This is a genomic window from Burkholderia sp. HMSC10F09, assembly GCF_001806955.1.
Lineage (GTDB): Bacteria > Pseudomonadota > Gammaproteobacteria > Burkholderiales > Burkholderiaceae > Burkholderia > Burkholderia multivorans.
In genome coordinates this window covers 1-12,321 of sequence record NZ_KV786844.1, presented here as the reverse complement: position 1 = coordinate 12,321, position 12,321 = coordinate 1, and the positions used below count along the sequence as shown (strand labels likewise).

Annotated in this window: 10 protein-coding genes; 5 read left to right on the top strand and 5 right to left on the bottom strand. The window is 68.6% G+C overall.

Features of this window, described 5'->3' with window-relative positions; all coding sequences use genetic code 11:
• A partial coding sequence (locus tag HMPREF3115_RS22160; RefSeq protein WP_070556104.1) for an ATP-binding response regulator occupies positions 1-1,222 on the top strand: 1,222 nt, incomplete at its 5' end.
• 329 nt (positions 1,223-1,551) lie between these two features.
• Entirely contained in the window at positions 1,552-2,181 is a 630-nt protein-coding gene (locus HMPREF3115_RS22155) for a response regulator (protein WP_070556102.1), read from the top strand.
• Positions 2,182-2,247: 66 nt separating this feature from the next.
• Here the strand turns inward: HMPREF3115_RS22155 and HMPREF3115_RS22150 are convergent, their stop codons facing one another.
• Positions 2,248-3,576 (bottom strand): right-handed parallel beta-helix repeat-containing protein, encoded by a 1,329-nt coding sequence (locus HMPREF3115_RS22150; protein WP_070556100.1) that lies wholly within the window; start codon positions 3,574-3,576, stop codon positions 2,248-2,250.
• On the opposite strand from HMPREF3115_RS22150, the gene HMPREF3115_RS22145 reads away from it, so the two are divergent.
• The 3 genes from HMPREF3115_RS22145 (at position 3,575) to HMPREF3115_RS22135 (ending at position 4,916) form a co-directional block, all read left to right on the top strand.
• A complete protein-coding gene (locus HMPREF3115_RS22145; protein ID WP_070556098.1) occupies positions 3,575-3,973 on the top strand; it encodes a hypothetical protein in 399 nt (132 codons plus the stop codon). The genes HMPREF3115_RS22150 and HMPREF3115_RS22145 overlap by 2 nt on opposite strands.
• Positions 3,974-4,134: 161 nt before the next feature.
• Positions 4,135-4,362 carry a hypervirulence associated TUDOR domain-containing protein gene (locus tag HMPREF3115_RS22140; protein ID WP_006396550.1) on the top strand — a complete coding sequence of 76 codons (228 nt, stop codon included), beginning with the start codon at positions 4,135-4,137 and terminating at the stop codon, positions 4,360-4,362.
• Positions 4,359-4,916: a DUF488 domain-containing protein gene (locus HMPREF3115_RS22135; RefSeq protein WP_059938845.1), complete on the top strand. Its 558-nt coding sequence runs from the start codon at positions 4,359-4,361 to the stop codon at positions 4,914-4,916. The genes HMPREF3115_RS22140 and HMPREF3115_RS22135 overlap by 4 nt, the downstream gene beginning before the upstream one ends.
• Before the next feature lie 59 nt (positions 4,917-4,975).
• Here HMPREF3115_RS22135 and HMPREF3115_RS22130 read toward each other — a convergent pair whose 3' ends face one another.
• The 4 genes from HMPREF3115_RS22130 to HMPREF3115_RS22115 form a co-directional block, all read right to left on the bottom strand.
• Positions 4,976-6,148: a beta-barrel domain-containing protein gene (locus tag HMPREF3115_RS22130; RefSeq protein WP_070556096.1), complete on the bottom strand. Its 1,173-nt coding sequence runs from the start codon at positions 6,146-6,148 to the stop codon at positions 4,976-4,978.
• The gene (locus HMPREF3115_RS22125; RefSeq protein WP_070556094.1) at positions 6,145-8,373 is read right to left on the bottom strand and encodes a type I secretion system permease/ATPase; all 2,229 of its coding nucleotides are present in this window, start codon (positions 8,371-8,373) and stop codon (positions 6,145-6,147) included. The genes HMPREF3115_RS22130 and HMPREF3115_RS22125 overlap by 4 nt, the downstream gene beginning before the upstream one ends.
• On the bottom strand, positions 8,366-9,973 hold the full coding sequence (locus tag HMPREF3115_RS22120) for a TolC family protein (protein WP_070556092.1): 1,608 nt from the start codon (positions 9,971-9,973) through the stop codon (positions 8,366-8,368). Before HMPREF3115_RS22120 ends, HMPREF3115_RS22125 begins: the two co-directional genes overlap by 8 nt.
• 224 nt (positions 9,974-10,197) lie before the next feature.
• Positions 10,198-12,321, bottom strand: a 2,124-nt coding sequence (locus HMPREF3115_RS22115) for an Ig-like domain-containing protein (protein WP_141751716.1), incomplete at its 5' end; no start/stop codon positions are given.

The following is a 12,321-nucleotide window of genomic DNA, read 5'->3' as shown; positions in this document are numbered from 1 at the left end:
CCACGGCCGGCTGCGGTCGGACGCCGAACGGCGCGCCGCCGAGCTGCAGCGCGATCGCGACGCCGCGGTGCAGCGCGCGGTCGAGCTGCGTCGACAGAAGCTGCGCGCGGAAGCCGCGAATCTCGCGAAGTCGCGGCTGCTTGCCGCCGCGAGCCACGATCTTCGCCAGCCGTCGCACGCGCTCGGCGTGCTGGTCGGCGCGCTGCGCGGCGTACCGATGCCGGCCGACGGTCAACGGCTGCTGCAGCAGATCGAGCTGTCGACGCGCGCGCTCGACACGCTGTTCGGTGCACTGCTCGACGTGTCGCGTCTCGATGCCGGCGTCGTCGACGTGCATCGGCGGCCGTTCGCGATCGATACCGTGCTCGGTCGCGTATGCAACGAATATCTGCTCGATGCGGCCGCAAAGGGCCTGCGTCTGTCGCGCGTGCCGTGCCGCGCGATCGTCGACTCCGATCCGGTGCTGATCGAGCGTGTCGTGCGCAATCTCGTCGGCAATGCGGTGCGCTATACCGACGCGGGGCGCATCGTCGTCGGCTGCCGCTACCGCGGCGCGCGCATCGCGATCGAGATCCACGATACGGGCCGCGGCATCCCGCGCGATCAGCTCGAACTCGTCTTTCGCGAGTATTACCGCGTCGACGGCGCCGCGTCGGACCACGACGGCGGATTCGGGCTCGGGCTCGCGATCGTGCGCCGCCTCGTCGCGCTGCTCGGATGCCGGTTGTCGGTGTGGTCGGAACCGGGGCGCGGATCGTGTTTCGTCGTGTCGGTGCCGCGCGCGCGGACCGCGGGCGGCGTGCGCCGGCACGCGGCGCGGGCCGCCGCGTTCGTGGTCGTCGTCGACGACACACGCGCCGCACGCGACGCGATCGCACGACGGCTCGTGCGATGGGGTTACGACACGCTGTCGGCACGCTCGGCCGACGAAGCGATCGAACGGCTGTCGCGGTGCACGACACGCCCGAGCGTGTTCGTCAGCGCGTTGCATCTGCAGGGTACGGAGACCGGCATCGACGTGATCGACCGTCTGCGCGCCGAATACAATCTGGCGATTCCGGCGCTGCTGATCGGCGACGCATCCGATACGGCGCCGCTCGCCGATGCAAACGGCTGCCTGCTGCTGCACCGCCCAATCGAGAACGGGCAGTTGCGCGCGGCCATCGCGCAACTCGTCGCGGCCGGTGCACCGGTCGAAGCGGTCGAAGCGGTCGATGGCTGACGCGCGGGCGCGCACAGAGGTGCCGCAACCCGCCCGTTTATGTCATCGAGAAATATATCGGCGCCGACGCGGGAAGCGCGCGCGCCCGCTTCCCGCAAACGCGCGGCAGCATCGATCTCCGGCCGGCGACAAGCGAACAGCATTGAGCATGGGAGGCACTGCACCTGCATTACGCACCGCGACGACCGAGTTCGCACGATTTCCGGTCGAATCGCAACGCGGCGTTGAACGCGCGAACATTTCGATCGCACGACGCATCCAACATTGGGACACCTGCCGGTAAGATCGGTCGATTCGCTCAACCGGTTCTTGCCGCGAACCCTGACGCCATGAAAATTCTGATCGTCGACGATCATCCGGTGCTGCGCGACGGCGTCGAGGCGCTGCTGCGTCGCAACGATGCGGCGCTTGCGGTCGTCCAGGCCGCCAGCGCCGACGACGCGATGCAGATGCTCGACCAGCACGCGGACATCGACGCGATCGTGCTCGACCTCAAGATGCGCGGCACGAGCGGCGTCGACGCGATTGCCGCGCTCGCGCGTGCGCGCCCGGCGCTGCAGATCATCGTGCTGTCGTCGTCCGAGGATCCGCGCGACGTGCGCGCGGCGTTCGCGCACGGCGCGCTCGGCTACGTGCCGAAGTCGGCGAGCCCACATACGCTGCTGTCCGCGATCGTGATGGTGCTGAACGGCGAGCGCTACGTGCCGCCGCTGCTGCTCGACGACGGCGCGGCCTACGCGATCGAACCGACACGCCACGCGGCCGGCGCGCCGCTGACGCCGCGTCAGATCGAGGTGCTTCGCTATCTCGCGGAAGGCGTGCCGAACAAGGTGATCGCGGATCGGCTCGGCTTGTCGGAAAAAACCGTGAAGGCGCATATCACCGCGATCTTCCGGACGCTGCACGTGCTGAACCGCACGCAGGCGGCCGCTGCCGGCAGGAAGGCCGGGCTGATCTGACGCGGTGCGTGCATGACCTGCCTTGCATGCCCCGCGCGCATCGCTGCCGGCAGCGGGCCGCGGCCGTCAGCGGTGCTTCGGCATCCGCGTGCCGCTCGTCTGCATCAGCTCGGTACGCACGGTCGGCAGGCTGGTCGTCACGGCGCCGCCGGCCGGAATCGTGCCGGACGTCGAGGCGCCGATCGAGGGCGGCAGTGCGACGCCGCTCAAGGTATTGCCGTACACGACGATCGCGCTCGCCGGGCAGGCGTTCGTCAGCAGCGACACCGGCGCATCGGCGATCGACGTGAACGCGTTGTCGATCACCGCGAACTGGCAGACGTTCCCGTACGCACGAAAGCCCGCAAAGCCGGACCGCGACACGCGATTGCCCTTGACGACGCCATACGACACAGAGCCCGACCACGTATCGAGCTCGATCGCGGCCTGGTGCGTCGGCGGCAATCCGTTGTTCGCGTTCGTGCCGTCCTGAATCGCATCGACGACGTTGCTCTCGATCCTCACGTCCGTCACGCCGTACGTGTGCCAGCTGTCCTCCTGCGCGACCAGAATCCCGGCCGCCTTCTGCACGCCGACCACCGTATTGTTCGAGATCGTCACCGAGCGGCCGCCGACGACCGAGATGCCGCGTCCCCACGGATTGCCCGATACCGAATTGCCGTCGATCAGCACGTTGCCGCTGAGGCGGCCGTCGGCTTGATAGCTGACGACCGCGATCAGATCGTCGCCGGTGCCCGTCACCGTGTTGCGCTGCACGCGCACGTCGGTCGAGCCGTTCGTCACGTGGATGCCGTCGGCGAGCGTCGCGCTTACCGCATTGCCGACGATCGCGACCTGACGACCGCCGTACACGAAGATCCCCGCACTCGCGCCGCCGCGTATCGTCACGCCGAGCACCTGCACGCCGCTGCCGGTCACCTGCACCTTCGTCGACTCGCGCGTCGCGAGCCGCGTCGTGCCGGTGCCGATCAGCGTGATGCCGACGAGCGTCGATCCGCTGCCGCTCATCGTCAGCGTCTGATCGCCCGCCGTCGTCGCGATGAGCGTCGCGCCGTAACCGGAGATCACGACGTCCGCTTTCGAGACCGTCAGCGAGCGTCCGACCTCGTAGCGCCCGGGCGCGAGCACGAGACGCTGGCCCGGCTGCAGCGCGTCGAACGCGGCCTGCAGCGCATCGGCCTGATCGCCGCCGTTCGCGCTCGGCTGAATGATCGCGACCGGCAACGCACCGGCGGCACGCGACGCGCGCGCATACCGGTCCGACACGCGCGTATGCCAGGCGTCAAACCGCGTCGGCCAGCCGGACGCGGGCGATTCGGCAACGGCCGGCCATGCGGCCCAGCAGCCGGCGCAAAGGAGCACCGCGGCCGGCGCGGGGCCGCGGGCGTGCAACATGTTTCTCATCGCATGTCTCTTTCGCGCGGCCGCCGACGACGGCCGGCAGACGGCCGCGAGTGGTCCGCGCATCGAAACGGCCGATCGGCGCATGGCACATGCGCGGAACGACCGGACTTCAAGCCTTGCTTGCTCCGCCGAGATGGCGGCACAACGGCAATGGCGCATCGCCGCGCGCGGCGGCCGATACGCGATCGCACGTTCGCCCGCCGGCGCACGTTGCGTGGTCCCCCGTAAAGACGGCTCGATCGCGGCGGCGCCGGCACTGCGTGCCGCGATCGAACCGATCAATTGGCCCTGCGTTCCCGAGCGTGGCTGGATGATCGGCTTGCCCCCAAAACTCGCCGATTCGTTCCGTCGCTCATCAATCAGTCTATTTCGCGCGCATCGCGCGTAAATGCGACATAAGGCGCGCGACGTCGTAAGACCGCGGCACGGCAATTGCGCACGTGCGCAAGCATGCGCGCGCCTGTATCTTTTCCGGCACGCGGCGCAAGCCGATAATGACGGCCTCTCGCGTGCCGCGCGAGCGCGTATCGATGCAAGGAGGACGCTGTCATGACGACACGATTCCGGATCGGCGATCACGTCCGGTGGAATTCCGAAGCCGGCTATGTGACGGGCACGATCGTCGCGATCCATACGGAAGACTTCGACTACAAGGGTCATCGCCACCGCGCGTCGCCCGACGATCCGCAGTACGAGATCAGAAGCGACCGAACCGACCATATCGCCGCGCATCGCGGCCGCGTGCTCGAACGCATTTCCGGCAAAGGCGACACGTGAGACTGCCCTACTACACGATCGGTCATTCGAACCGTCCGCTCGACGAATTCATCGCGATGCTCGCCGACGCGGAGGTCGCGCTGCTCGTCGACGTCCGCAAGATGACGCGCTCGCGCGCGAACCCGCAGTTCAACGAAGCCACGCTGCCGGACGCACTCGCCGATGCCGGCATCGCGTATGCGCACATCGCCGCGCTCGGTGGGCTGCGCGGCAAATCGCACGACGTGCCGGGCGACGTCAACGGCTTCTGGACCAACGCCAGCTTTCATCGTTATGCGGATTACGCGCTGTCCGACACGTTCCGCACGGGCCTCGACGAACTGATCGCGCTCGGCCAGCGGCAACGCTGCGCGATCATGTGCTCCGAAGCCGTGTGGTGGCGCTGCCACCGGCGCATCGTGTCCGACTATCTGATCGCGCACGGCGAGACGGTGCTGCACATCATGGCGCGCGGCCGCATCGAGCCGGCGCGGCTCACGGCCGGCGCCGACGTGCAGCCGGACGGCACGGTCGTCTACCCGCGCACCGAAGGCGCCGCGTCGTCGCAGGCGTAACGCCGTGGCGTAGCCGCGCATGCCGCGAACGGCGGGCTTCACGGCCCGCACGCCCGCACTCATCGCTCGCGCAGCGCCTCGGCCGCACGATTCAGCGGCTTGACCAGATACTCGAACACCGTCCGGCGCCCGGTGCGGATTTCCGCGGTCGCGACCATCCCTGGCAGGATCGGATGCCGCTTGCCGTCGCGCGTTTCCAGATACGCGTGCTGCGTGAGCACGTAGACGCGGTAGTAGTACACGCGGCGATCGACCTGGTCCTCGATCGTATCGGGCGAGATCCGTTCGACCTTCGCCGGCAGCGAGCCGTAGATCGACGGTTCGAACGCCGTGATCTTCACGGTCGCTTCCTGGCCCGGATGAATGAAGGCAATGTCGCGCGGGCTCAGCCGCGCCTCGATCAGCAACTGATCGTCGAGCGGCACGATCTCCATCAGCACGCCGCCCGGCTGCACGACGCCGCCTACCGTCGACACGCGAATGTCCTTCACGATGCCGCGCGCCGGCGAGCGGATCACCGTGCGCCGCAATTGGTCGGCCCGCCCTTCACGCACCTTCAGCAGCGGCTCGAGATCGGCCATCGTCTTCGAATAGTCGGCTTTCAGCGCGACGTAGTACTCGCTCTGCGTCGCCGCGAGCTTCGTCGAGAACTCGGCCGCCTTCTGCCGCAGCCGCAGCACCTCGACCTCGTTCGTCGCGCCGGTCTTCAGCAGCGGCAGCGCGATGCGCAGCTCCTCCTCCGCGAGACGCAGCTGCTCGCGCAGGTTCGCGACGTTTTCGCGAAACGCGCGCCGGTTCGCGACGAACAGCTGCCGTTCGCGCTCGGTCACGGCCTTCTCGTTCGCCAGTTCGGCCGGAAACGCGACGCTCGGCAAATCGTTCATCTCCGCATGCAGCCGCGCAGCGCGACCCTGCAACGCGGTGATGCGCTCGAGCGTCTCCTCCATCGACGAACGCGCGAGCACCGGATCGAGCGTCGCGAGCGTCTGCCCCGCGTCGACGACGTCGCCCTCGCGCACGGCCAGTTCCGACAGAATGCCGCCTTCGAGGCTCTGGATGATCTGCCCTTTCGATGCGGGCGTCACCTTCCCTTCGCCGACCGCGACTTCGTCGAGCCGCGCAAACACCGACCAGACGAGAAATACGAATAGCGCCGCGACGATCAGCCACAGCACCGGGCGCGCATGCGCCGCTTCGCGCGCACCGCGCGCCGACCACGTGAAATCGCTCATCGTGCCTCCTCCGCGATAGCAGGCGGCAGCGCACCGCCGTCGCCGGCCGCCGCGCGCGCAGCGGCCGCGCCCGATTGCGCCGCCGTCGTCGCATGGCCGCGCAGCGCCTGCAGCACTTCGTCCTTGGGGCCGTCGCGCACGATGCGGCCGCCGTCGATCACGATGATGCGGTCGACGATCGACAGCACCGGATAGCGGTGCGTCGCGACGATCAGCGTCCGGTTGCCGATCCACTGCCGCAGCCGCTCGACGATCGCGCGCTCCGTTGCATCGTCGAGCGACGCGGTCGGCTCGTCGAGCAGCAGCACGTTCGGCGCGCGCAGGATCACGCGCGCGAGCATCAGCGCCTGCTTCTGGCCGCCCGACAGCCCGAGGCCGCTTTCGCGCAGCTTCAGGTCGAGGCCGTGCGGCTGCCGCAGCAGCAACTGATCCGCGCACGCGACCTTCATCGCGGCCAGGATCGCGTCGTCGGTCGCGAGCGGATTCGCGATCAGCAGGTTTTCGCGCAGCGTCCCGTAGAACAGGCTCGACTCCTGCAGCAGCATGCCGACGTCGCGCCGCACGTCGGCGACGTCGATCAGCGGCAGCGGCGTGTCGTTGAACAGGATGCGGCCCTGCACCGGCGTCGCGAGGCCACCGAGCAGCCGCAGCAGCGTCGATTTGCCGGCGCCGACGCGGCCGAGGATCGCGATCCGCTCGCCCGGCTCGATCGACAGCTTCGGCACGTTCAGCACGGTCTTCTCCTGCGGATCGAAGCTGTACGCGACGTCCTCGAACCGATAGCGGCCGACGAGCGACGGCCGGTGATACGCATCGGCGGCCGGATCGTGATCGACCGGCAGCGCGAGCAAATTGTCGAGACCCTTCTTGCCGGCGCGCACGTTCTGGATTCGCGACAGCACGGCCGGAATCTGTCCGAGCGGCGCGATCGTGCGGCTCGTGAGAATCGAGCACGCGAGCACCGCACCGAACGACAGGCTCGAATCGAGAATGCCGTACACGCCCGCGATCAGCACGCCGACGTACGCGAGCTGCTGGACCGTCTGCGCCAGATTGACGAGCAGCCCGGCGATGCGGCGCTGTCGCAGGCCGACGTCCGCATTGACGCGGTTCGTGTGGTCCCAGAGCTGCCGGAAGCGCGGTTCGGCCTGCAATGCCTTGATGTCTTCCGCGCGATAGATCGACTCCATCAGGATGGCGTTGCGCATCGCCGATTCGGCAAGGCCCTGGTTCGACAGCTTCGCGAGCGGGATCTGCGCGAACACGCCCGGCAGGATCAGCAGCGGAATCGCCGCGAGCGGCACGAACGCGAGCGGGCCGCCAAGCATCCAGATGATGAACAGGAAGGTGACGACGAACGGGATGTCGATCAGCACGCCCATCGTGCTCGACGTCAGCAGCTCGCGCAGCTGTTCGAGATCGCGCAGCTGCGCGACGAGCGTGCCGGGCGAGCGTGGCCGCGCGTCGTTACGGATGTCGAGCACGCGCGCGAAGAACATCGCCGACAGCTTCAGGTCCGCCTGCTTGCCGAAGTGATCGGCGATCGACACGCGGGCGGTGCGCAGCACCAGCTCGAGGACGAGCGCGAGCGCGACGCCGGATGCCAGCACCCATAGCGTGTGCGTCGCGCGCGCCGGCACGACGCGGTCCCATACCTGCATCGCGAACAGCGACGTCGCGATCGCGAGCAGATTGCCGAACAGCGAACCGGCGCCGAGATCGAGCAACACTTTCCATTGGGCGGCGAACAGGTCGTGCAGCCACGTATCGGGCTTCGCGGACAGGTAGTCGTCGACACGCGCGTCGCGCATCGGAACGGCCCGCTGCACGAGCAGCACGCGCGCGGCCCACGTCGGCGCCGGCGCGTTCACGTCGATCGCGCGCTCGACCGGTTGCCCGTCGATCGCGAACTGCACGATCGCGCGCCCGGCCGCGATCGACACGATCACGCCGACGTGCACTTCGTCGATCATGGCGAGCGCCGGCAGCATCGTCGACGTCAGCTTCGCGACCGGCAGCTCGACGAACTGCGCGGCCAGTCCGGCGGCTGCCGCGATGTCGACGATCGCGGTATCGGGCTCCGAACCGGCCGCCCACGCAGCCGTGCCGCGAACCTGTTCCGGCGATACGGTCAGCCCGAGATGACGGGCCGCAAACAACAGCGGGTCGACCCAGCGCGCAAGGTCCGCGCAGCTGTCGCGCGCGGGGCGAAACGCATCATTCATGACGGCTCCCTTCTTGTTCACGCAGCAGTTCGACGAACTTGCCGACCGCGACGTATGCCTTCACGCGCGCGATCGAGCCGTCGGCAAGCGCATTGATCCACTCGACCTCCGATTCGAAGATGTCGCGTTCCGGATTCACGACGTCGGTCAGCGTGCGCTTGTTCAGGATGTATTCCTGCCAGTACAGGTCGCGCGAGGCGCGCGACAGCGCGATCACCTTCTCGTAGCTCGCGCGGCGCGCAGCCGCGCCCGACACTTCGATCTGCGCGGCCTTCAGCGCGCTGCGTGTGACGAGCCGCTGGTTCTCGAGGCTTTCGCGATTCGCGCGCAGCTCCGCTTCGGCTGCCGCGATCTGATGCTTCGCGAGGCCGCCGAGCGAGTAGTTGCCGCTCACCGCGAGCCCGATCCACGTGTCGTTGCTCGCGTTCGGGCGGCCGCTCGAAATCGCGCGGCTCGCGCCGATGCCGATCGACGGAAAGCGCTCGGCCTCCGCAAGCCGCACGCGCGCGTCGGCCGCGTCGACCGCCGCTTCGGCCGCGAGCACCGACGGCGTGTGTTCGACGTTGCCGCCGATGCTGCCGAGACCGCCGACGAAACTCGCGGTCCCGCCAAGACCGGCGACGCGGCGCGGGCGCGCACCGATCAGTTCGGTCAGCTTCGCGGCCGCGACGTCGAAGCGCGTGTGCGCCTTCAGCACCTCCGCCTGCGCATGCAGGATCGCGAGTTCGACGAGATTGCGGTCCGACGACACCGACAGGCCCGCGCGCACGCGATCGAGAATCTTCGCGCGCGTTTCGGTCAGCGCGGCGACCTGACGCTGCGCGGCCACGATGACGTCCTGGCTCGCGGCGAGCTCGATGAACGTCGACGCCGTCTGATACGCGACCGTCTCGATCGTGTCCGCGAGCTGGAAGCGGCGCTGGCTCAGTGTCGAATCGGCTGCTGAGATCCGGCTCGACGTGCGACCGAAGTCGTACAGCAGCTGCGATACGCCGATCGACGCGCGCGTGCCGGTGCGATTGCCGTTGCTGCCGAAGCTGCCGCCGTAGCCCGGACGCACGCCGTAGTCGATCTTCGGATACCACGCGGCCTTCGCGACTTCGACTTCGGAGGTACTCTGCACGACTTCGGCGTTCGCACGGCCGATATCCGGATGGCGCGCGATCGCAATGCCGACCGCATCGCGCAGCGACAGATCGTCGAGCGCGATGTGCAGCGTGTCGTCCGACGCGCCGGCGGCGTCCGCGACGGGCGGCGCGTCGAGCGGCGCATCGATGGCGCCGTCGATCGGATCCGGATCGGGCGTGATCGTCGTCACGCCGTCGCGCGACGGTCTTACGGGCGGCAGTTCGTCGGACGACGCAAACGCACGCGACAGGTTCGACAGCACGATGCGCCGCGTCGGGTCGGCCGGCATCGCGCGCGGCAACGGCGGCGCATCGAATCGGTGCGGTGCGGCAGGCGGCAACGCGCTCGGCAGCGGCACGACCGACGCATTCAATCGTGCGGCAGTGGTAGCCGGGACGGAAACTCCGCCGGCGGGCAGCGGCGGCGCGGCCGATACGGCGGGCGCGATGCCGAGCCAGGCAGCGGCGAACAACAGGTGGCCTGAAAGAGAAACGGTGTGGGCCGCGCGCTCGGCGCGGCACCGGACGAATCTGAAACGAGCGGTTGTCTTGTGCATCATCAGGACGCCGACGGCGTACCATTCGGCGAATCAGGTTCCCGCGTCATGCCGGGCGATCGATTGCCGGGCGCACGCGCTTCGACGGCGAGCGCGCGCGTCCCGTCGGGGAGGCAGGCCGGCCTCCCCGGGCGTGACGGTCAGACGATGATCTGATGGTTCGCGAGCAGGGTCTCCAGGTTAGTCGTCACGTTGTTCAGCGTGACGAGCGTTTCGGAACCGAACGCGGTGCCGGCACCGTCGCGGTCGATGCTGATCACCGTATCCGAGCCGACGTTGGTCACGTTCAGGTACTGGCCGATCGTGTCGCCCGAGTCGATCGTCGGGACGCCGTCGACGTAGTGCGCGGGACCGTCGGCATCCGCGGTGTAGCCGACGAGCAGCTTCGACAGGTCGATCTTGTCGCCGCCGGTGTCGGACGGGCCGCTCGCGAGCTGGAAGTCGGTGATCGCGTCGTGACCGTTCCCGCCCGTGTTGTCTGCCGGCGTGACGACCTCCCACAGGAACACGTCGGTGCCGGCACCGCCCGTCAGCGTGTCGTCGCCGGCGCCGCCGATCAGGATGTCGTTGCCGTTTCCGCCGTTCAGCGTGTCGTTGCCCGCGCCGCCGCGCAGCAGATCGTTGCCGTCGCCGCCGTTCAGCACGTCGTCTCCGTTGTAGCCGTACAGACGATCGTTGCCCGACGTGCCGTTGACCGTGTCGCCGTTCTGCGTGCCTTCGACGATCGACGTCGACTGCGACGAGCCGAGCAGGTTCGCGTTCAGCAACTGGCCCGCGGTCGCCGAGGCGGACAGTCCCGTCTTGTCGGTCGCGGAGATCGTCACGCTGTCGAGCGCGCTGATGCTGATCGCGCCGCCCGTCAACGTGATCGAGCCGAGAAACTCGTTGAGCTTCAGGTTGTCGATCGCGCCGCCGTCCGCCGCGGTGATCGTCATGTCCGACGACGGTCCGATCACGCCGAGGATCCCGTTGTTGTTCACGACGTTGAAGCTCAGCCCGAGCTCGTTCGCGAGTGCCTGGTTCGCGCCGAAATGCAGCGCGCCGAGCCCGAGCAGCCCGCCGTAGTGCAGCGTGACGTGATCGATGTTGTTGTTGTAGTCGGATGCGCCGAACGCCTGCTGCGTACCCAGGTCGATCAGGTCCAGCAGGTTCGCGCCGACGATCCCGAGCAGGTTGCCGGATGCTTGCGCAGAGACGACCGGCGCGACGTTCGGATCGATCGTGAACGTCTGCTGCGACGAGCCGCCGATATTGCCGGCCGCGTCGACGACACGCACCGTCGCCGTATAGTCCGCCGCCGCAAGGACGCCGTCCGTGTACCACGTCCAGTTCGTGCCGTTGACGGTCGCCGCGCTCCAGTGTGCGCCGCCGTCGAGACTGACCTGCACGACTTCGCCCGCACCGAGCGCGCCGCTCAGCGTGCCGCCGAGAATCGGCGTCGTATCGCCCGTGACCCAGTCGTTCGGTGCGCCGGTGTTGTCGGTGAGCGTCGTGAGCGTTGCCGTCGCGGTCGGCGCGACCGTGTCGACGTTGATCGAGAACGCCGCGCTCGGCGTGCTGACGTTGCCGGACGCGTCGGTCGCGGTGACGGTCAGCGCGTGCGCGCCGTCCGAAAGACCGGTGGTCGGCGTGAAGGTCCAGTTGCCCGATGCGTCGGCCGTCGTCGTGCCGAGCAGCGTCGTACCGTCGTAGACGTAGATCGTGCTGCCGCCTTCGGCCGTGCCCGTGAGCGTCGGCTTCGTGTCGTCGGTCGATGCGCCGTTTGTCAGTGCGCCGACGATCGAGCCGACGTCGTCGGTCACGCTCGCGATAACGGGTGCCGCAGGGGCCGTGGCATCGCCGGTCACGGTCACAGTTGCGGACGGGCTCGTGTTGCCGGCTGGGTCGCTCGCCGTTACGCCGATCTGCGTGCCGATGGGCAGCGGTGTCGTGGGCGTGTAGGTCCATGCGCCGCTCGGGTCGGCTGTGACCGTTGCGTCCGGCGTGCCGTCGCCGTTCGTGTCGATCTCGATCGTCGCGCCTGCTTCGGCCGTGCCGGACAGAGAGGTGCCGTCCGTCGGGTTCACGGTCGGGGTCGACGGAGCGATCGTGTCGACCGTCAGATCGAATGCTGCGCTCGGCACACTCACGTTGCCCGATGCGTCGGTCGCCGTCACCGTAATCGCGTGTGCGCCTTCACCGAGACCCGCCGCCGGCGTGAACGTCCAGTTCCCCGACGCATCGGCCGTCGTCGTGCCGAGCAGCGTCGTACCGTCGTAGACGTT